Source organism: Herbaspirillum huttiense (assembly GCF_047300815.1).
Lineage (GTDB): Bacteria > Pseudomonadota > Gammaproteobacteria > Burkholderiales > Burkholderiaceae_D > Herbaspirillum > Herbaspirillum huttiense_A.
The window spans coordinates 2,210,697-2,229,123 of sequence record NZ_CP178608.1; the positions used below are offsets into that span (position 1 = coordinate 2,210,697).

Genomic DNA, 18,427 nt, shown 5'->3' on the forward strand with positions numbered 1-18,427 from the left:
GAATAATGATGGAGCAAATCCCCGCCACCGGGAATTGACCCCGGTGGGTGGAAAGAAAGGAAACAGCGTCAGGTGACGCTGATCGTTGGCGTTTGGGCCAATCGCTCGGCGACGCGCCGGCGCAAATTCATGCGGAATGGCTCGTCGCTGACGCCCGCCAGCAGATTGATGGTCTCCAGCGCGATCAGGGCCGAAGCCTCTTCGATGTCGGCGGCCACAATGGTCTTGCGCAATTGGTCGCCGAGCTGGAGGGCCTGGGAGGAGGAGCTGATGAAGCGGACCTCGCGGCTCAGGTAGCAGCCGTTGCCGCCGAACTCGAACAGCCGCGGCTTGCTGCAGTACCAGCAGCCCTCGAACTGGATGGCGGTCAGGTGGTGCCCGTCATCGAACCGGGTGGCGATCAGAAACAATGCGTCGAGATCGGCGGTGTCCTCGAACGAATGACGGTCGATCAAGTTCCCCAGCTCTTCGTCCTCATCGGCACGGAAGTGCACGGCGAGCAGTTCGAGCAGCGGCGGGATCGACAGCCCTTCGTCGTCCGGCATCGGAATACCGAGTTGCGTGGCCAGGTCTTCCAGGCCATCGAGCACGTCCGGCCATTGCGGATTGGTGGTCTCGGCGATCTGGGCGATGTAGGCCTGCCCGTTGCCGGGGTGGCTCTCGTCCAGCGCGAAGGCGCCGAACAGCGCCTGGATGACGGGCGTCACACGGTCGAGCACGAGAACGCCGGTGGCTTCGTAGTAGTTGTTGGCCATGAAGGCTCCTTTCGATGAATGAACGGAGCCAGCCCTTGCGGACGATGGCATCCGCAGGGGAAACCGCCTGATGCCGGATGGCGCTGGGCGGGGAGAAAACGCGAGGGACATGGCCTCGAACGAGGCGCATGTCCCTCATGGGGTCCCGTGAACGCAGTGATGAAGGTGTGCCAGGGACCGGCTCACCAACCGCTGTAGTTCAGCAGCAGGTCGGCGATCACCTGGCGACGTTGCAGATCGAGACCATCGAAGTCCGACAGTCCTTGGAAGTGGCAGCGCTTGAGCATGGCACCGCCCTCGCGCGCGTTGTAGAAGCTGAACATGGCGGACAGGAACATGCGTTCCCCGCTGCTCAGGACGCCGAGTGCGTCGTTGGCACGCAGCATGTCGGGACGCAGATCCCACTTGCTCTTTGCCTGGTTCAGGCCTTCGCGCGTGCCGTCGCCAAACCATTGCGGGCCTGCGATCTCGACGCCGCGCTTCCAGACCTCGAAGAAGGCTTGGGGCGCGGCGGCGAAATGCTGCTCTTCCCGCATGATCTGATCGACGACTTCCTGGGGCAAAAGCTGGTTCATGACGTGGTTCCTCCAGTTGGATCAGGGTGTGGCGAGCTGGGACCAGCCGCCTCTTTCGAGGGCACGTTGAGCCGCGGCATAGCTGCGGAAGTACTGGCAGGATTCCCGCGAAACGGGACCTTCTGTATCGCGCGTGCCGATGTAGTGGCCGGCGGCGCTATGCAGGATTTCGAGCGGCAGGAACTTGCCGCAATGGATCAAGGCCAACTGGCCGAAAGAGGCTTGCTGGGACATGGACGGGCTCCTTGGAAAAAGCGGGGCCTCGTCCCTCACGGGATGGCAGCTCCCGCACGCGGTTGAGAAAAAAGCATCGGCGTCACGGGTGACGCGCGTCCGCAGACTCGATGCGATGGCGGACTGGCGGGTAGCGCGGAAAGAATCCGCGGCAGCCTGGAAACTCTGGCTGCTGGCATGGTGCTGACGAATCAGCGACACATGCGGGCAGCTTCATGCGCGAGGCGAGCCGCGTCAGCCGGAAATCGGCATTTGCAACAGCCCCGATTGGCGAACGCGGAAAAAAGAAAGCCCCGCAATAAGTGCGGGGCTGTCAGGAGGATGAGGCGAAACTGGGTCAGCGAGGCCTGTCGCCCAGTACATGCTGCTTCCACAGGGCGAATGCCTCGTCCGGTCCCAGCTCTGCGAGGATGACGATGGGCTGGCCCCGACGGGCACGCAGCGATGCGAAATACGCTGGCCGGTCGGCGATGGCGTTGAGCTTGATGCCCTTTAGGAACAGCAACTGGCGGGGGCGAACTTTGGTGGTAACGCAGGCATGATTGCGCTTGTTTGGGGCAAAAGGGCCAGCGAAGCGGGCGGACACGGCCAGAAAACCGCGACGAACTACTTGTACTTGCCAGGCGAGGCGAACGGGTGACATCAGCATATCGCTATGCGGTAAAGAAGACCGTCCTAAAGCTTGCAGGATCCCGGCATAGCTTCATCATCACCTCTCCGTGACGGCTCATTGGAACGAAAAAGGCCAGCATCGCCGTGATGGACTTTCATAATTGCCAGGTCAACTGGCTTGCGTGCTGTTTATTCACAGCAAGGCATTGCGACGTCGTTGCAGCAATCGCCGCCATCGCAACAGGGCGTTGCAGCAAAAGCGGCGGTGGGCGCTAGCATGAGGGCCAAGCCGCGGCCGCTCATGCTGGGGGCCGTTCTCTTCAGATTGGTGTCCTGCACCGTGTGCATTGCGAATTTCCGGATCGTCCCAATGTCACTGGGACTCCTTTGTGGCGGCCGGGTTCTCCACGCTCATGAACGACTGGGCCACCAGCGCGATCGCCCCGCCCACGATGGCCATGTCAGCGATGTTGAAGGCGGGCCAGTGCCAGCCGTGCAGGTGAAAGTCGATGTAGTCGATAACGTGCCCGCGCGTGGCGCGGTCGAACGCGTTGCCCAATGCGCCGCCCAGAATGAGGCTGTACGAAAGGCCTTCCGTTTTGCGCAGCGGCCGGGAGAGCAGCCATGCGAGCCATGCCGATATTGCGAACGCGATCGCCAGAAAAAACCACCGCTGCCAGCCGCCCGCGCCAGCAAGGAAGCTGAACGCCGCGCCGGGATTGAGAGCGTGAACTAGGTTGAAGAATGACGCCACCTCGTGCGACCAACCCAAGGGAGTTGTCGCGTCAATGTAGCTCTTAGCTGCCTGATCGCCGGCGAATATAACGATCGCGAGTGAGTACCACTGCGTCTTGCGAAGAGATGGTTCATCCATTGTTCATGCCGCCTTGAACTTCAGGAGGCGCAGCCCATTGACGACAACCAAAAGACTTGCCCCCATGTCAGCGAACACAGCCATCCACATGGTGGCATGCCCTGTGAACGTCAACGCAAGGAACACCGCCTTGATGCCAAGGGCCAGAACGATGTTCTGCGTGAGGATCGCCGCAGTGCTACGCGACAGCCGGATGAAGGCGGGGATCTTGCGCAGGTCGTCGTCCATCAGGGCGACGTCGGCTGTTTCGATCGCGGTGTCGGTGCCGGCCGCGCCCATGGCGAAGCCGATGTCGGCACGGGCGAGCGCGGGCGAATCGTTGATGCCGTCGCCCACCATGCCCACCTGGCCCTCGCCGCCGACCAGGCTTTCGATGGTCTTGAGCTTGTCTTCGGGCAGTTGGTCACCACGGGCTTCAGAGATTCCGACCTGGGCAGCGATGGCCGCGGCCGTGTGCTGGTTGTCCCCCGTCAGCATCAGCGTGCGCACACCCAGCGCCTGCAGGTCGGCCACCGCCTCACGGCTGGTTTCCTTCACGGTGTCGGCCACTGCAAAAATGCCGAGCACGGTCGCATCGTCCATCAGCAGGATCGCTGTCTTGCCTTGGCGCTCCAGGGTCTCCAGCCGAGCCTGGAGCGTCGCTTCGCTCAGGCCCAGCTCCTGGGCGAGCCTGTGGTTGCCCATGTGCAACATGCGCCCGGCGACGCGGCCGCGCACGCCGCGGCCAGGCAGCGCCGCGAAGTCGTCGACCTCGTGCAGCGCGATGCCGTCACGGTTCGCCTTGCGGGCGATGGCCTGAGACACAGGATGGTCCGAGCGTGCCGCGAGGCTTGCGGCCCAGGCGGCAACTTCCTGCGCCTCGCCGATCAGCGGCACGAAGTCGGTCTGCTCGGGCTTGCCATGTGTGAGTGTGCCGGTCTTGTCCAGGGCCAACGCCTTGAGCTTGCGCCCGCCCTCCAGGTAGACGCCACCCTTGATCAGGATGCCGCGTCGGGCGGCAGCGGCCAAGCCGCTGACGATGGTGACCGGCGTGGAGATGACCAGAGCGCAGGGGCAGGCGATCACCAGCAGTACCAGGGCCTTGTAGACCCAGTCAAACCATGCGCCGCCGAAGGCGAGCGGCGGCACGACGGCAACCAGCACGGACACCGCGAACACCGCCGGCGTGTAGACGCGGGCGAACTGGTCGACGAAGCGCTGCGTGGGCGCACGGCTGCCCTGCGCGGACTCCACGGCATGGATGATGCGCGCGAGCGTCGAGTCGCTGGCGCCTGCGGTCACCTTGTATTCGAAAGAGCCGGTCTCATTGATGGTTCCGGCGAAGACCTGGTCACCTTCGGCCTTCTCGACGGGCAGGCTCTCGCCGGTGATGGGCGCCTGGTTGATGGCCGATCGACCCGAGGTGATCAGGCCGTCCAGTGCGATGCGCTCGCCAGGACGCACGCGGACCACCGCGCCCTTTGCGACCTCCTTGGCCGGCAGCTCTGTCCATGAGCCATCGGCCTGCCGCACGGTCGCGGTCTCGGGCGCCAAGTCCATCAGCCCCCGAATGGCGTTGCGGGCGCGGTCCAGCGACTTCGCCTCGATCACTTCCGCCAACGCGAACAGGAACATGACCATGGCGGCCTCCGGCCAGTGGCCGATCGCCATGCCGCCGGTGACCGCGATGGCCATCAGGGCGTTCATGTTCAGGTTGAGGTTCTTCAGCGCGATCCAGCCCTTCTTGTAGGTGCTGAGGCCGCCGGTGAAGATCGAAACCAGTGCCAGCACGATCACGGCCCAATGATTGCCGTCGTTGACCCAGTACACGCCTTCGGCGGCCACCGCCGCAACGCCCGAAACCGCCATCGGCCACCAATTGGTCTTGTGCGCGGCCACCGGGGCATCGCGCGGCTCATCAGTCCTCTGGACCTCGGCTTCCATGCCCAGCGATTCGATGGCTTCGACTGCCGGCTTGATCGCGTCGGGTGTGTGCCGAACCGTGAGCGTGCGCTGCATCAGGTTGAAATCCATTCCCTGCACGCCCGGCATGCCTTGCAGCTTGCCGCGGATCAGACTTTCCTCGGTCGGACAGTCCATCTTCGCGATGCGAAGTACCGTGGTGGCTGTCTGCATGTCCTGCCGCGCAGCCTGCATTCCAATGGAAGCAAGCGCCTTCTCGATCGGCGCTGAGGTCGCCAGCGTGTGCTGGACTCCCAGCACACGCTGCATCAGATTGAAGTCGAGCGCGGTCACACCCGGCAGCTTGCCCAGCCGGTCGCGGATCAGCGCTTCTTCCGTCGGGCAATCCATGTTCTCGATCCGGTACGTCACCCGCTCGCCGATCGGCGGCGCGGAAACGGCAGCGGTTGGTTGCTGCTGCAGGGCCGAGGATGGGATCACAGCCGCGGCTTCGATCGGCCCCGTGTGGCCGAAGGTCTGCTCCTTGGCGCGCATGCCGATCGAGGCCAGGACCTGCTCCATCTGCGCGCGTGCCTGAGCGAGGTGTTTCACCGACAGGGTGCGCTCAGCGAGGTCGAAGTCGAGGTCCTGAATTCCCTCGACTGCCCCGAGGTGCGAGCGGATGAGTTTCTCCTCGCTCGGGCAGTCCATGTTCTCGATGCGGTAGGTGGTCGACACGGCGGCGTCTCGGACAGCCTGAGCCTTCATGCCCACCGAATTCAGCGCTTGCTCCAAGGCATCGGCCGAGACTTCGCGGTGCGAAATGGTCAACAAACGCTGCGGAAGATCGAACAGGAGCCGCTCGACACCGGGCATGCCCTCCAGCGTTCGCCGCACCAGTGCTTCCTCATTGCGGCAATCCATGTTGCTCACGTGGAAAACGGTGGTTTCAGTGCTGGCCTGCTCACTGGCGCACGCCGTCTGTTGGCCATTGCCGCCGGAGCAGGCGCATGGGCTGGAAGGTTCTTTGTTCATAGATCGCTCTTCATTGACAAGGTTTTCCCCGGATGCCATCATTAGAAAACCTCTAGTAGATATAGAGTCAAGTTTTTTATAGGAAGCAACCATGATGCGGATCGGTGAACTGGGCAAGAAGGCAGATTGCTTGGTGCAGACCGTGCGCTTTTACGAGTCAGAAGGCTTGCTGCCCGAGCCTGCACGTAGCGAGGGCAACTTCAGGCTCTATGACGAAGTCCATTTGCAGCGCTTGCTGTTCATCCGCCGCTGCCGGGCGAAGGACATGACGCTGGATGAGATCCGTCAACTGCTGAACTTACGGGATCGGCCAGAGTTGGGCTGCGGCGAGGTGAACGCGCTGGTCGACGCTCATATCGCGCAAGTGCGGACCAAGATGAAGGAATTGCGCGCCTTGGAGCGCGAGTTAATGGATCTGCGACGCTCCTGCGATAGCGCCCGAACCTCGCGCGAGTGCGGCATTCTCAACAGCTTGGCCGAGCCCGCCTGAAGCTCGAGCGTGTCATCGGTGCTGGAAGTGATCGGGTCCAGTTCTGAGAGCCACGTGCCGCGCTCCATCATGCGAAAGCGCGCGATTCTGACGTTTTGAGACGGCGTGCGACCGAGGGCGTGGCCCACAGGAGCCAGCGCGAGCCGGACGACCTGCGCGCCGCAATCTCCGCCACCTTACGGGTTCTCCAGGCCAGACCGAGCATCGCGGCGTGGCTGCGCAGGTGCAGGTGCAGGCCAAGGTAGCAGTGCGCCACGACGCGGCCCGACTCATGGGCACGCCACGCAACTCGCGATCGCTTCGCAAGAAGCCGCAAGGCCCGACTCGCGCAAGAATGCGACGTGGGCAAGATCGTATAGCCAGCAGCGCAAGCGTTTGCCGCTGCTGGCCGGCTCCGGAAGGGATAGACAAGCTGCGGGCCGTAGTCCATTGGAAAGTCCATCTTTCTTGAGTGTCACTCTTTGGCGCCCAGCGTGTGCTTTTGCGACCGGAAAGCGCTGAACAAGTGGCCCCCGGGCATCCAGAAATCGCCGTAGTTGACTTGGGCGTCTTCGTGCTCACGCTTGTGATGCCAGCGATGGGCTTCAGCCACCCCGATCAACAATCCCAACGGCCCGACCCGGTATCCCAGATTGGAGTGCTGGAAGGCCAGATGCACGACCAAGAAGCCGAGCCATGCGCCGACGGCCAACCACAGCTTGGAACGCCGCTACTGGCTCAACGGGGAGTGGAAAGGCCGCCCGCCCTCTAGCAAGGCGGCACAAGCGAGCGCGACGATCACTGTGAGTAGCTCCGTCGGAAAAGACGGCCGGCCGGTCGCGAGCTCGCCGAAGAGCACAACCGCAGTGGCGCCACGGATCAGTGGATAGCAGCCATACCGGATGACAGTCGCAATGAAGGGGGCGCATTGGTGCTCATCTGTTCTGTCCTAAAGCTCTGACTGGATTGGAAAACCTTCTAGCTACGGTAGAGTCAAGGGCGTCCGGGAAGACCCTGTGGCAAGTTCGTTGCATCTGCGCCTTGACTCTCCAGCCGCTACAGGCTTCAGCATCCATCGATTTGGAAGGAACAATGCATGGCTGAAAACCACAGAAATCACGAAAACGACGAGTTGGGCCGCCTAGATGCGAGCGATGCGAAGGACCGAAAGATTCTTCTGACTGTGTTGCTGATCAACCTGACGCAGTCCGCCGCCGGCATTGCCCTTGGCATCTGGGCTGGCTCTACGGCGCTGATGGGCGCCGGGTTGGACAACCTCGCCGATGCGTCGGTCTATGCGGTTAGCCTGTATGCCGTCGGTCGTGCGGCAACGGTCAAGGTGGGCGCGGCCCGCTTGTCGGGTTTCTTGCTAATCGGCCTGGCCGCGCTGCTGCTGTTGGAAGTCCTACGCCGCTTCGCTGGAGGGGAAGAGCCTGTCGGCCCAGCCATGATGGCCATGGCCGCGCTGAACGCGGCTTTGAACCTAGTGTGCCTCAGACTACTGCGCCGCCATCGCGGGGAAGATGTGAACTTCAAGGCGTCAGCGATCTTTACCAGCAACGACTCCATCGTCAATGGTGCGATTGTGCTGTCCGGGGTGCTGGTGATGGGGTTCGGGTCGAACATCCCGGATCTGGTGCTGGGCGTCATCGTGGCCGCAATCGCAGCGAATGGGGGGCGGGAAATCCTGCGCGAAGCATCGGAAACAGCTCGCCGTAAGGCGGGCACATAAGGCATGTTTTCGCCCAGTTCATCCCGAGGTTTACCTCTGCAAAAGAGGTAGTCCAGCCTTTGGGCTACGGCCTCGGCTGCAGCCGAGCGTACCATTGGCGATGGCCGCGCGATAGGCGGGCATGCCGTTCTCGACCTCCGTCTGCCGTACAGCAGCGGTGCGCAAGGTTGAGGGTGCATGTCGTCTCTCCTGTTCGTGTGGCCCAGGCCAATGGCCGGGCCGGGACGTTGATGGGCAGGAGAATGGCGCCGAAGGCCCAACGGCCTTCGGCTCGGGAGAAAAGAGGAACCACCCGTGGGCTGATTGGCAGGCCCGGTCGTCGCTAGAACCGTCTGCTCATCAAGCAATCACACCCGGCCCATGTCGTGGCTGGGGCCGGCATCGTCTGGCGCACATCCGCGCACAAAGGGAGCCCGTTTTTGCACCGGCGGGCACCGGCACCGATTACCGCTGACCACGAAGGGTCTCCCGGTGGCTCGTGCAGCCTGGCAAGCCACCGGGAGACCCTTCGCAGAGGGCGGAAGAAACGCAGATCAACAGAACGCGCGTGGTGCGGCTCGCAGAGAAGCTACCTTCAGGTCCCGCGGCCGGGGACGGCTGGGCGGGACGCGCACACGGATCAAGAAGGCGTTGCGCGCTGGGCGTCCCGCAGGGCATGCGGCGGAGTGCGGGACAGGGGCCACGCCGCCGAAGGCGGGCACGGCTCACGGGGAACGGGGGCGGTCAGGAGCCTTTGCGGCCGCTACGGCGCGGGCGCGAGGCGCCGCGCTTGGAGCTGCCGGATTCGACTGGCAGCGTGCCTTTGCAGTCCGGGTAGCGGCTGCACGACCAGAACGGGCCGCTCTTGCCGCTGCGCTGGCGCGTGGGTGCGCCGCACTGCGGGCATGCCGGCCCTTGGGGAACCTTGATGGACAGGGAGGCGCTGCCGTACTGCGCAATCAACTGCGAAATCCACGCGGCCTGCTTGCCGATGAACACGTCCAGGGTGAGCTGTCCGGCCTCGATCATGTCGAGCGCCTGTTCCCAGACGGCGGTGGTGCCAGGGTCGGCAATCGCCGCAGGCACGGCATCGATCAAAGTGAAAGCCGCATCCGAGGCGCGGATGGCGCGCCCCTTCTTCACGAGGTAGCCGCGAGCGATCAGGCCGCCGATGATGTTGGCCCGCGTCGCTTCGGTGCCGATGCCAACCGTATCCTTGAGCTTCTGCTTCAGGCGGGGATCGGACACCAGCTTGGCGACGCCTTTCATGGACTTGACCAACTCGCCTTGCGTGTACGGTTTGGGCGGCAGCGTCTTGAGTGCCTTGAGATCGACGTCGGCCACCTGGCATGCCAGGCCCTCATACAGTTTCGGCAGCGCGGGCAGCACCTGGGCGCGGACCGCAGTATCGCCCTCGCCATCACCGTCTTCGGCCTGCGGCTCGGCGAGCACCTGGCGCCAACCCGGGATGACAACCTGCTTGCCCGTGGCCGCCAGGTTCTGCCCCCCGCACGAAAACTTGGCCACAGTGCGGTCGAACTCGTGGTGAGGGAGGAACTGCGCCAGGTAATGCGACCGGATGAGCCTGTACACGGCCAGTTCCTTCTCGCTCATGGCGGAGAGCTTCGCCGGTTCGAGCGTCGGGATGATGCCGTGGTGCGCCGTGACCTTGCCATCGTTCCAGGCGCGCGAGCGCTGCGAGCGGTCGAGCTGGCCCATGATCGAGCGCAGCGAGGGATCGGTCTTGAGCAGGCTGTCGAGAACGGTGGGCACTTCGGCAAACATGCTCTCGGGCAGGTAGCCGGAGTCCGAGCGGGGGTACGTCGTGGCCTTGTGCGTCTCGTACAGGGCTTGGGCAATCTCCAAGGTTTCCTGCACGTCCAGCCCAAGCTGCTTGGAACACACTTCCTGCAAGGTGCCCAGGTCGAACGGCAGCGGCGGGCCTTCGCGGACACGCTCAGTCTCCACCGACACGACGTGGGCACTGCCCGCAGCGCGGATCTGCTGCATGGTCTGCTGTGCGACCGGCTGCCGCAGGCAGCGGCCTGCGTCGTCGGTGCACGCATCGGGTGGAACCCATTGCGCGGCGAAAGTCGAACCGCCTGCGAACAGGGACACGGCGATGGCCCAGTATGGTACGGACACGAAGCGCGCGATCTCGCGGTCGCGGTCCACAACGAGCTTGAGCGTCGGGGTCTGTACGCGGCCGACCGACAGCACGCCGTCGTAACCCGCCTGTCGCCCCAGCACCGTGAACAGCCGGCTCAGGTTCATGCCCACGAGCCAATCCGCACGGGAGCGCGCCAGCGCCGAGTGGTACATCGAAAGCGTCTCGGCCGAAGGCCGCAGCTTGCCCAGTGCCGCCCGAATGGACGCATCGTTGAGCGCCGACAGCCACAGGCGTTCGATGGGGCCGCGGTAGCCGCAAAGCTCCACGATCTCGCGGGCGATCAATTCGCCCTCGCGGTCGGCATCGGTGGCGATAACCAGGTGAGTCGCCTTCGCCAAGAGCGCCTTGACGACCTTGAATTGCGTGGCGGTCTTCGGTTTGACCTCGACCCGCCAGTGCTGGGGAATGATGGGCAACTGCTCAACGGACCATCGTTTGAGCTGCTCGTCGTAGGCCTCGGGCGGCGCCGCCTCCACGAGATGGCCGATGCACCAGGTGACCGTGACGCCGGAACCGTTGAGGCAGCCTTCACCGCGCTGCGTGGCGCCGAGAATCCGGCCAATGTCTTTGCCCTGGGAGGGCTTCTCGCACAAGAACAGCCGCATATCCGTCCATCCCGATTCCTGTTGTTCATGGAGTTGCTGGGATCGAGGATGCCGAGCGCAGCCCCTGGCAGCAGCAAACAAGCCGCATGCGGCAGCGACCGCTTTCACGCCGATGAAATGGCGAGTGCGGGGAAGGTGCGTGGCCGGAAGTGTGCGGGCCGAGAGCCGCGATTTCCGGGAGCGCGCGTGGAACTCGGTGGACGTTGGTGGAGCTATCCCCTGGGGATAATTCGCAGCGCATGGAGGGCGGCGAAGCACTGCGGCAGCCGCCCTCCATGCCCGATCACTTCCTGCGCTTGGTCTCTTTCGGCGCCGTCGATTCCTGGGTGGCCTGGGGCTTCGGCTCTGCCTCCTGTGGCTTCGGGCTGAGGGCCACAGACTCGATGCGGTACGGCAGGATGCCGACACTGCGCGCGTTGACCTGCCAAGTCTCACGCGGCTGATCTTCGTTGTCCGTCCAGGGGTCGCGCTCCATGCGGCCGACGACCAGCACCCGCATGCCCTTCTGGTAGAGCTGCTGCCAGCGGTCGGCGTCGTGGTGCCAGAGTTCCACCGGCGCCCAGAAGCCGCCGCGGTCCTCGAACTCGCCGCCCTTGGTGGGGACGGGGTTGTCGAAGTACACGTTCAGCCGGAGCAACCGGCGAGGATCGTCGTTGCCATTGGGGAATTCGCGGTACTCGGGAGGCGATCCGATGTTGCCCTCGCCGATGAATTGTGTGCTCATGTTGGAATCTCCGTGGTGGTTGAAATACCCGTGCCTCGTTGGGCTCGGGCGCGTGCTCGGATGGCAGGCGCAATCACCGATCGCGCACTGCGGCAGGAACGGACGCGAGCCGGCGCAGGTAGGTGTTGTCCGCCTGCGCGGCCTTGCTGGCGCATTCCTGTGCTTGCCTGCCCAGGGTGTGCAGCAGGCTGATCTGCATGTTCAGCATGACGCGCTGCAGTTCGATCTCGTGCAGGTCGTGCAGCAGGTTGACCGGCGTGCTGGGGCTCGCCATCAGCTCCTGCCACAACGCCACGCCCATGGCCGATCGATCGTGCTTGCGCCAGCGAAGAAAGGTCGTGCCTGCGCCAGTGGTCTGCTGGGCCAGCTCGACGGGAAGCAGGTGGAAGGGATGCCCGCACGCCTGTGGCAGCACCTGTCGCTGCGCCAGGGCAATCAACTCGTCGCGCATGGCGAAGCACTGGCTGGCCCAGGCCTCGAAGTCCCCTTTACCTTTAAAAGGCTTTAAAAGGCCTTTTAGAGAGGCCGCGTGTTCCAGCCGCATGAAGGCTGGCTGTTCCAGACGACGGAAGTAGCGCGGTTCGCGGTTCGGGTCGCTCATGCCGGTTCGTCCTCGCCGGCGGCTGTGGACTTGGCCTCGGCCGAATCGGCGGCAGCGCCTTCGTCGGTGGGAGATGCGGCTGCGGCAGCGCTATCACCACGCTGTTGCAGACCACGGCGCACGACGGGCGGCGCAAACTTCGAGCGGCGCATGCCTTCGAGCACGTCCTGCGGCAGTTCGCCGAACTTCTCCAATGCTGCCCGAGCTGCGGCGTTCTTGGCCGCGAAGTCGTCGCGGGTGCAGCCCGAGTAGCGGTATTGCTGGGCCAGGCTGAACAGGCTGCGCAGCGCGTGGGCACCTTCGTTGAGCCAGCGCTCCAACGTCGAGCGATCGATCAGCGCGGTGTGGTGGGCGAGGATCAGCTTGCGGGCGATGTCGTCGTAGTCGGCCAGCAGATAGACGGCGGCAAAGCCGAGCTGCGCGTTCACGAACAAGGGGAGCTTCACCGGCTGCACGTTGAGGTTCTCACCCAGGCTCAACGCCGCAGGCACGCCGGCCAGTGCCTGGTCAACCTGCTCGCGCAGCGATTGCAACGTGGTCCTGGTCTGGTCGAGCTTTTCCTCGATGCGCAACATCCACCAGTCGCTGTACGGGTCGTCCTGCTCCGAGCCGCGCTTCATCTTGTTCATCACGGCGATGTAGCCGTTCAGGCCGACGATGCCGGGTCGCCCCTCGGCGGCGGCGCGGCCATGCCAGATGCGCGAGGCGTGGTGGGTGTGCAGCGTCAGCGACATCGCGCTGCGCAGGGAGCCGAGGTTGAGTTGCAATGGTTCGTTGCTGGTTGCCATGGTGATCGCTCGCTGGTGGACAGGGAGCCGCCAGCATCCGCATGCAGCGGAAGGCAGTCAGTCAACAAACCGAAATGAGCCGACCCCCGGTTCTGTGCGCGCTGGCGGCGCAGCGCGCAACGGTCCCCTGGGGACCGCTCCGCAGATGGGCACTCACATCGGCGTTCCCGTCCTCGGTTGTTGACGGTATGCGTGCTGCACCGCACGTCGCGCTGCCGTTCGACACGATCCTTCGCCGCGCAGCCGTCCCCAGGGGACCGTTCCGTTGAGCGCCATGGAGGTCTGCTTCATGGTCTTGCATGCGCTCTACTCAGGTTTTGCGCAGCATGTCGCGCCGTCGCCCGGCGCTTCACCGCACAGCCGTCCCCAGGGGACCGTTTCTGCCGACCGCCATGGAGATCTACTTCACGGCTTTGACAAGCCCTGTGCTCAGGATTTGCGCAGCAGATCGCGCAGGCGCTCGATGTGCTGCCGGGCCACCTCGGGCGGCACGACGTTGCGCGGCGGCTCGGTTGGTGGCGCTCGCGCCGCCGATGGTGTTGGCGGTGCCGGGCCGGTCTGCTTGGCCCAGGCATTGAACTCGCCGCGCATGGCGCGCTGGATGATGCCGAACAGATAACCGGCGGGGTTGCGGATGCCATGCTTGCCGCACCGTGCGGCCCATTCGTCCAGCACGGCCTGCCGCAGGGCAGCGTCCACCTGCTGCAACGCCATCTTGGCTCCGGCCTGCTGTTCCGCCTTCAGTTCCGCGAAGCGCTTGGGCCATTGCAGGTCGCCCAGCGCACGCGCCTGCGCGGTAGTACGTACTTCATCAATACGACTACTACGTACTGTACGGTCCTGCTTCGAATTCCGAAGAGCGCCGTCTGGCGCGGGTTTCGGCCCTGCTTCGGATTCCGAAGATGGGCGATCGCCATTCCGAAGAAGGCTCGCGGGCCCTTCTTCGGAATCGTGGACCGCATCCTCCTGTGGATAACTTTCGGAGGCGGTGATGCCCTGGTCGGCCAGGCGCTCGGCGAGCACTTGCAGCCGCGACGGCAAGGTGCGTCCGGACAGCATCGGGTCGTCCGCGATCTCCTGGAGGGTGTTGAGTCCCACCACCTGGACGGCCTTGGCCGAATGCCCCAGCGACTGGCTGACCAGGGCCAGGTAGTCGGCGTCGAGTTGCATCGCCTCGAACGGCGTCAGCGGTTCGTCGTGCAGGACGTAGAGGTTGCCGAGGATGCGACCGGTCTTGGGGTCGCGCCGTCGTCGCACGAGGCTCAGCCAGCGCGTCAGGCGCAGCAGCGTCAGCGCCCGCGCCACGGTCTCATGGGAGGCCTGGCCTGCGCAGGGCATCGACGCCAGCCAGGGGCGCAACTGCTCATAGGTGGGAAATGCCGTGACGCCATCGTCGTTGAGCATCAATCGGAACACCTGCCAGGCGTTGCGCTCCAGCGGTGTCAGGCGGCGGTCGAGGAACAGCCGCCGCGGCACGCTCTCGTGCCGATTGCCACTGAACAGGAAGGCGTCGCCGGACGTAGGAGGCGTGGGCGTTGGAGCAGGCAGGGACGCGGGAGCGCCAGAGCTGGACTTGGGCGCGAGGTCCTTCAGCGCAGCGTCGAACAGGTCGGCGAGTGCGATGGGGCCAGGGCGCTGGGCTCGTGGGGCGGTGTCGTCCACGGCCATGGCCTAGCCCAATCCCTGATCGACCCAGTTCCTGATCGCGGCCCAGACCACCGAGAGCGGCAGCGACATGCCCTCGGCCAGGTCCATGGCCGCATCGAGAATCGAGGTCTCGTCCTCCAGATCGACGTTCCTGCTGCTGGTCACGGCTTTCCATTGCCGCCACAGTTCGGTGTCCTGGGTCTCGTCCAGGACGGGGTGGCGCCCCTTGCGCTTGGGCAGGCCGAGGATCTCCCGCCGCAGGGCGACTTCCTGATGGGTCAGGCCATAGAAGCGGCTGACCATCTCCGTGCTGGCCCCCAGCCGCAGCATGCGATCGACCGTGGCGATTTCCTTCTCCACGTCCTGTGCCTGGTTGAGCAGGCGCTGCAGCACTTCGCGGTTGACCGTGACCGAGCACCACGAGACGCTGGCGTTGGCCAGCACGCTGATCAGCGCGGGGTGCTTGAGCGCATCCAGCTCGGCCTCGCCGAAGCCCATGGCCTTGCAGCGGCGCAGTTGGCCGTTGCGAAGGTCATACAGCGCCTGGGCAATCACGGCCTGGTTGAGCGGATGCGATGTGGACATGCGGCCTCCCTCGCTCACGTCCCGGGCGCCGTGGTGCCGGCTTCCAGGTCCAGCAGACGCCGGGCGAGGCGCAGCAGCCGAAAGAGCTTGACCAACGCCGTGTCGCTCAAGCGCCTTGCGCCGCTGCCATGGCCTTGGCTCTGGCCGTGCAACAGGGTCGGCAGGTCGGCGGCGAGCTGCGCGCCGTCCAGGCCCGCTTCGGCGACGGGCTGACCCGTCAGGGAAGTGAGCAGCGTCAGCACCGCGCGGCCGAGCGGCGACGGGGCTTGGCCGCGGGCGCGGCACGCAAACCCGATGCCATCGGCGCGATCCTCGATGCACTCGTCCAGGCCTGCCTCCCCGGCGATCTCGCGCGCGAACTGCGCGATGTGGATGCGCAGCCGATCGGGCGTGTCCAGGCCGGCGTCGATGTACCAGACGTCGGAGATCGGATAGAGTCCGCCGGCTTGCACCGGGATGGACTGCAGCACGCTCGCCGAGAAGTCGGGCGGCAGCGCATCGCCCAACTGGTCGGCGACCATGCGCTGGATCGATTGGAGCCGTTCTGTCGTCGGTGCTGGCGAGACGATGTGCTCGCGAAGCAGATCGCCCGGTGCGGCCGGCTGGCTTCCCGTGGCCGCTTCGCCAACCGCCGTGTCGTCGTGGCGCAAGGTGGGCTCGGACGCCGGAGGGCTGGCGGGTGGAGGACCGGCCGCCGCTGCAGGCGTGGCGATGGACGATGCTGCGCCCGGCGGAGTCGGCGTGCCGGCGGTGGGCGAAGGCAACGCCGGCTGCGCCGCAGGTGGCGTCGGGTCACTGACCAGCGCCCGGTGGCGGCTTTCCGATTCGGTCAGGTCCAGCGCCAGCACGTCGTAGCCGATGCCCAGCAGCTCGGACATCTGGCCGATCAGCTCGTCTTGCACGCGCTGCGGCGCGAACTCGTCGCCCTGCGTGTCGAACTGCGCCAGCACCTCCTGAAAGAAACTGTCGAAGTCCAGCGGCAGCGAACGGTCCTTGGCGTAGTGCTCCCAGGTGCGTTTGCAGGCCGTGCGCATGACCGACAGCCGCTCGACCTGGTGGCGCCCCAGGCCGCCATAGAGCACAGTGGGAATGGCGGGCAGCAGGTAGCGCACCGCGTCGGCCATGCGGGTGATGTGCGACCGCTGGACGGGGAAGCCATCGGCCGCCAGGCGGCGGGCCAGTTCCGACTGGCTCAGGGCGGCGCCGCTCTCCTGCTCGTAGAACTCCCGTGCTTTCTCGACGCCGAGCGCGCGCTCGATGAACGTGAGGCCGCCGCGCAGTTCGTTCTCGGCAAGATGCCCGGTCAGCGCGACGATTTCACCGCGCTCCGGCCATGGTCGGAACAGGCACGATATGCGGAAGAAGCGTTCTTCCTTGGTCTCCGACCAGAGTTCGCGCAGGATCGCCAGTCGCGTGTTGCCGCCGTTGCGGATGATGTAGTGGTCCTCGCCGGGCCTGCGCGTGATGGCCGGCGCCGCGTCCAGGCCGCGCTCGCGGATGGATGCCTTGATTTCCTCGTAAGCCGGGTTGCGCTTCATGCGCGGGTCATGGTCGTAGGGCCGCAACTGGTCCAGCGTCACGACCATGGGCGTGTCCGCGATCGGGTCGCTCAAGGCCGTAGCCGCTGGGCCGCTGCGCTCGAAGCCGGCCGCGAGCAGCTTGCCTGCCATGTCCTGCGAGGTCATGTCAGCCATGGCCGCACCCCTCGCAGTCCCCACGACCGCCGGCCGGCGCCATGCGGGCCTCTCGCTCGGCGCGGCGGATCTGCGCACGGGCGTTCAATTCGGCCCGGTGGTCACTCGCTGTCGAACTCGTGTAGATCGCCGCGCAGCCGGCCTTGGTGAACTTGAGGTGCCCGCCCGGCGTGCGCTTGACGTGCCAGCCCTCACCGACCGCGAACTCGATCAGGGCGCGCAGCCGCTTGTGGCCGCGGGCCAGCTCATGTGCGTTCGCCATGGGGCCTCCCAGGATCAAGAGGTCGCTGCGGGCGGCCGGATACTTGAGCCAGTCGGTCCTGCCATTGCGGGAACAACTCGCTGGCGAGCGCGCGCATCGTGTCGAGCGCGGCAGGGGCGACTCTGCCGGGCGGCTGGCGGTGCTCGACCCGATGCACCGGCAGGCCGCGCGTTGCGGCACGTGGATACGCTTCTATGGCCGGCACGTCGGTGGCGAGCACGCGGATGCCGGCGCTGTCCTGGAACAGGTCGCGCAAGGCCTGCTGGATCAGCCGTGCGTTGGCGGACACCGGGTGGACGCGGTTGATGAGCAAGTGCAGCGGCGGCGGTTCGATGCCCAGGTGCCGGTACGGCGCAATGTCTTCGAGCAACTGCATGGTGCCGCGCCGCAGCTCGCGTGCCGCGAGGATCTCCGGCGTGACGGGCGACAGCGCGAGATCGGAGGCGAGCACCGCCATCTCCAGCAGCACGGAACGCGCGCCCTGGGTGTCGATCAGCACCAGGTCGTAGAGGGGAGCAAGTGCTGGCAGCAGATGCCGCAACCGCAGGCGGCCATCCGGCGCATGCAGCAACAACGTGTTCAGCTCGCCCCGGTGGTCGTCGGACAGCACCAGGTCCAGGCCCGCGATGATCGTGCGGGACACGAGCTGGCCAAGGTCGCGCTCGTTGAAGGCCAACAGCTCATAGATGCCGCCCGGCGCGCGCTGGGTCAGTTCGTAGTAGGAGGACAAGGTGGGCTGCACGTCGAGATCGAGCAGCAGCACGCGCAGGCCCGCGTCCGCGGCGAGCCCGCCCAGGTTGGCGGCCGTCGTGGTCTTGCCGACGCCGCCCTTCGTTGAAATGATGGACACGACCTGCATGGCGCTCTCCGGCTGGGAATGGGAAGTCCGCGGGAGAGCGGGTCAGGTCCGGTGGTTGAGGCGCTCGGCGATCCACTGGTCGATTTCGATCGAATCCCAGCCGACAGCGCGCACGCCCAGGCGCAGCGCCTGAGGGAACTGGCGCTTCTTCATCAGGTTGTAGATGTGGGCGCGTTTGAAGCCGGACTTCGCTTCGACTTCATCGAGCCGCAGGATGCGGCGCTCGTTCGGCGGGAGTACAGGGGTCTGCGACATGGCGGTCACTCCTGAACGCTCGGTGGCGTTTGTTGGCGTGACCTCTATTCAATAGACCTGGCTGCGGAAAGACATTGCAAATGCAATCTCC

20 protein-coding genes are annotated in these 18,427 nt (G+C 65.3%); 2 read left to right on the forward strand and 18 right to left on the reverse strand.

From position 1 onward, the window contains the following. Window positions 1–68 precede the first annotated feature (68 nt). From ACLRDN_RS10215 to ACLRDN_RS10240, 6 genes are all read right to left on the reverse strand, one after another. Entirely contained in the window at window positions 69–755 is a 687-nt protein-coding gene (locus tag ACLRDN_RS10215) for a hypothetical protein (protein ID WP_003116830.1), read from the reverse strand. A gap of 182 nt (window positions 756–937) precedes the next feature. Next, window positions 938–1,330, reverse strand: a complete 393-nt coding sequence (locus ACLRDN_RS10220) for a hypothetical protein (protein WP_003116832.1) — start codon at window positions 1,328–1,330, stop codon at window positions 938–940. A gap of 21 nt (window positions 1,331–1,351) precedes the next feature. Then, entirely contained in the window at window positions 1,352–1,564 is a 213-nt protein-coding gene (locus tag ACLRDN_RS10225) for a hypothetical protein (RefSeq protein WP_003116833.1), read from the reverse strand. Between the two features lie 337 nt (window positions 1,565–1,901). After that, window positions 1,902–2,213, reverse strand: a complete 312-nt coding sequence (locus ACLRDN_RS10230; protein ID WP_003108988.1) for a hypothetical protein — start codon at window positions 2,211–2,213, stop codon at window positions 1,902–1,904. A gap of 336 nt (window positions 2,214–2,549) precedes the next feature. Next, window positions 2,550–3,050, reverse strand: a complete 501-nt coding sequence (lspA, locus tag ACLRDN_RS10235) for a signal peptidase II (RefSeq protein WP_003098955.1) — start codon at window positions 3,048–3,050, stop codon at window positions 2,550–2,552. 3 nt (window positions 3,051–3,053) lie between these two features. Beyond that, window positions 3,054–5,966, reverse strand: coding sequence for a heavy metal translocating P-type ATPase (locus tag ACLRDN_RS10240; protein ID WP_003098961.1), 2,913 nt, complete (start codon window positions 5,964–5,966; stop codon window positions 3,054–3,056). 91 nt (window positions 5,967–6,057) lie between these two features. Between ACLRDN_RS10240 and cadR the strand changes: the two genes are divergently transcribed. Next, window positions 6,058–6,456: a Cd(II)/Pb(II)-responsive transcriptional regulator gene (gene cadR, locus ACLRDN_RS10245; protein WP_003098965.1), complete on the forward strand. Its 399-nt coding sequence runs from the start codon at window positions 6,058–6,060 to the stop codon at window positions 6,454–6,456. A 67-nt stretch (window positions 6,457–6,523) separates the two neighbouring features. Here the strand turns inward: cadR and ACLRDN_RS10250 are convergent, their stop codons facing one another. Continuing rightward, window positions 6,524–6,898, reverse strand: a complete 375-nt coding sequence (locus ACLRDN_RS10250; protein WP_011516992.1) for a DUF3703 domain-containing protein — start codon at window positions 6,896–6,898, stop codon at window positions 6,524–6,526. 12 nt (window positions 6,899–6,910) lie between these two features. Then, window positions 6,911–7,147, reverse strand: a complete 237-nt coding sequence (locus ACLRDN_RS10255) for a hypothetical protein (protein WP_003098970.1) — start codon at window positions 7,145–7,147, stop codon at window positions 6,911–6,913. A gap of 384 nt (window positions 7,148–7,531) precedes the next feature. Between ACLRDN_RS10255 and ACLRDN_RS10260 the strand changes: the two genes are divergently transcribed. Beyond that, on the forward strand, window positions 7,532–8,167 hold the full coding sequence (locus ACLRDN_RS10260) for a cation transporter (protein WP_003098972.1): 636 nt from the start codon (window positions 7,532–7,534) through the stop codon (window positions 8,165–8,167). Between the two features lie 723 nt (window positions 8,168–8,890). On the opposite strand, the gene ACLRDN_RS10265 is transcribed toward ACLRDN_RS10260, so the two are convergent. The 10 genes from ACLRDN_RS10265 to ACLRDN_RS10310 form a co-directional block, all read right to left on the reverse strand. Beyond that, window positions 8,891–10,921, reverse strand: coding sequence for a DNA topoisomerase III (locus ACLRDN_RS10265; protein WP_003116834.1), 2,031 nt, complete (start codon window positions 10,919–10,921; stop codon window positions 8,891–8,893). Between the two features lie 283 nt (window positions 10,922–11,204). Further along, on the reverse strand, window positions 11,205–11,645 hold the full coding sequence (locus ACLRDN_RS10270; RefSeq protein WP_003098976.1) for a single-stranded DNA-binding protein: 441 nt from the start codon (window positions 11,643–11,645) through the stop codon (window positions 11,205–11,207). Between the two features lie 73 nt (window positions 11,646–11,718). Continuing rightward, window positions 11,719–12,246 carry a DUF3158 family protein gene (locus ACLRDN_RS10275; protein WP_003098978.1) on the reverse strand — a complete coding sequence of 176 codons (528 nt, stop codon included), beginning with the start codon at window positions 12,244–12,246 and terminating at the stop codon, window positions 11,719–11,721. Then, the gene (locus ACLRDN_RS10280; protein ID WP_003116836.1) at window positions 12,243–13,034 is read right to left on the reverse strand and encodes a PFL_4669 family integrating conjugative element protein; all 792 of its coding nucleotides are present in this window, start codon (window positions 13,032–13,034) and stop codon (window positions 12,243–12,245) included. The genes ACLRDN_RS10275 and ACLRDN_RS10280 overlap by 4 nt, the downstream gene beginning before the upstream one ends. Window positions 13,035–13,463: 429 nt before the next feature. Next, window positions 13,464–14,702: an STY4528 family pathogenicity island replication protein gene (locus ACLRDN_RS10285; RefSeq protein WP_003116837.1), complete on the reverse strand. Its 1,239-nt coding sequence runs from the start codon at window positions 14,700–14,702 to the stop codon at window positions 13,464–13,466. A gap of 3 nt (window positions 14,703–14,705) precedes the next feature. Next, window positions 14,706–15,266 carry a DUF2857 domain-containing protein gene (locus tag ACLRDN_RS10290; RefSeq protein WP_003090097.1) on the reverse strand — a complete coding sequence of 187 codons (561 nt, stop codon included), beginning with the start codon at window positions 15,264–15,266 and terminating at the stop codon, window positions 14,706–14,708. Window positions 15,267–15,280: 14 nt separating this feature from the next. Next, on the reverse strand, window positions 15,281–16,960 hold the full coding sequence (locus ACLRDN_RS10295; protein ID WP_004350508.1) for a ParB family protein: 1,680 nt from the start codon (window positions 16,958–16,960) through the stop codon (window positions 15,281–15,283). After that, on the reverse strand, window positions 16,953–17,222 hold the full coding sequence (locus tag ACLRDN_RS10300) for a hypothetical protein (protein WP_003050422.1): 270 nt from the start codon (window positions 17,220–17,222) through the stop codon (window positions 16,953–16,955). Before ACLRDN_RS10300 ends, ACLRDN_RS10295 begins: the two co-directional genes overlap by 8 nt. Next, the gene (locus ACLRDN_RS10305) at window positions 17,206–18,081 is read right to left on the reverse strand and encodes a ParA family protein (protein WP_003098988.1); all 876 of its coding nucleotides are present in this window, start codon (window positions 18,079–18,081) and stop codon (window positions 17,206–17,208) included. Before ACLRDN_RS10305 ends, ACLRDN_RS10300 begins: the two co-directional genes overlap by 17 nt. A 42-nt stretch (window positions 18,082–18,123) precedes the next feature. Continuing rightward, window positions 18,124–18,336 (reverse strand): AlpA family transcriptional regulator, encoded by a 213-nt coding sequence (locus ACLRDN_RS10310; protein WP_003090093.1) that lies wholly within the window; start codon window positions 18,334–18,336, stop codon window positions 18,124–18,126. Window positions 18,337–18,427 lie beyond the last annotated feature (91 nt).

Excerpts from the sequence above, each read along its gene's own strand:
- ACLRDN_RS10215 (WP_003116830.1), bottom strand. The coding sequence starts at position 755 with ATGGCCAACAACTACTACGAAGCCACCGGCGTTCTCGTGCTCGACCGT.
- ACLRDN_RS10220 (WP_003116832.1), bottom strand. The coding sequence starts at position 1,330 with ATGAACCAGCTTTTGCCCCAGGAAGTCGTCGATCAGATCATGCGGGAA.
- ACLRDN_RS10225 (WP_003116833.1), bottom strand. The coding sequence starts at position 1,564 with ATGTCCCAGCAAGCCTCTTTCGGCCAGTTGGCCTTGATCCATTGCGGC.
- ACLRDN_RS10230 (WP_003108988.1), bottom strand. The coding sequence starts at position 2,213 with ATGCTGATGTCACCCGTTCGCCTCGCCTGGCAAGTACAAGTAGTTCGT.
- lspA (WP_003098955.1), bottom strand. The coding sequence starts at position 3,050 with ATGGATGAACCATCTCTTCGCAAGACGCAGTGGTACTCACTCGCGATC.
- ACLRDN_RS10240 (WP_003098961.1), bottom strand. The coding sequence starts at position 5,966 with ATGAACAAAGAACCTTCCAGCCCATGCGCCTGCTCCGGCGGCAATGGC.
- cadR (WP_003098965.1), top strand. The coding sequence starts at position 6,058 with ATGATGCGGATCGGTGAACTGGGCAAGAAGGCAGATTGCTTGGTGCAG.
- ACLRDN_RS10250 (WP_011516992.1), bottom strand. The coding sequence starts at position 6,898 with ATGGACTTTCCAATGGACTACGGCCCGCAGCTTGTCTATCCCTTCCGG.
- ACLRDN_RS10260 (WP_003098972.1), top strand. The coding sequence starts at position 7,532 with ATGGCTGAAAACCACAGAAATCACGAAAACGACGAGTTGGGCCGCCTA.
- ACLRDN_RS10265 (WP_003116834.1), bottom strand. The coding sequence starts at position 10,921 with ATGCGGCTGTTCTTGTGCGAGAAGCCCTCCCAGGGCAAAGACATTGGC.
- ACLRDN_RS10270 (WP_003098976.1), bottom strand. The coding sequence starts at position 11,645 with ATGAGCACACAATTCATCGGCGAGGGCAACATCGGATCGCCTCCCGAG.
- ACLRDN_RS10275 (WP_003098978.1), bottom strand. The coding sequence starts at position 12,246 with ATGAGCGACCCGAACCGCGAACCGCGCTACTTCCGTCGTCTGGAACAG.
- ACLRDN_RS10280 (WP_003116836.1), bottom strand. The coding sequence starts at position 13,034 with ATGGCAACCAGCAACGAACCATTGCAACTCAACCTCGGCTCCCTGCGC.
- ACLRDN_RS10285 (WP_003116837.1), bottom strand. The coding sequence starts at position 14,702 with ATGGCCGTGGACGACACCGCCCCACGAGCCCAGCGCCCTGGCCCCATC.
- ACLRDN_RS10290 (WP_003090097.1), bottom strand. The coding sequence starts at position 15,266 with ATGTCCACATCGCATCCGCTCAACCAGGCCGTGATTGCCCAGGCGCTG.
- ACLRDN_RS10295 (WP_004350508.1), bottom strand. The coding sequence starts at position 16,960 with ATGGCTGACATGACCTCGCAGGACATGGCAGGCAAGCTGCTCGCGGCC.
- ACLRDN_RS10300 (WP_003050422.1), bottom strand. The coding sequence starts at position 17,222 with ATGGCGAACGCACATGAGCTGGCCCGCGGCCACAAGCGGCTGCGCGCC.
- ACLRDN_RS10305 (WP_003098988.1), bottom strand. The coding sequence starts at position 18,081 with ATGCAGGTCGTGTCCATCATTTCAACGAAGGGCGGCGTCGGCAAGACC.
- ACLRDN_RS10310 (WP_003090093.1), bottom strand. The coding sequence starts at position 18,336 with ATGTCGCAGACCCCTGTACTCCCGCCGAACGAGCGCCGCATCCTGCGG.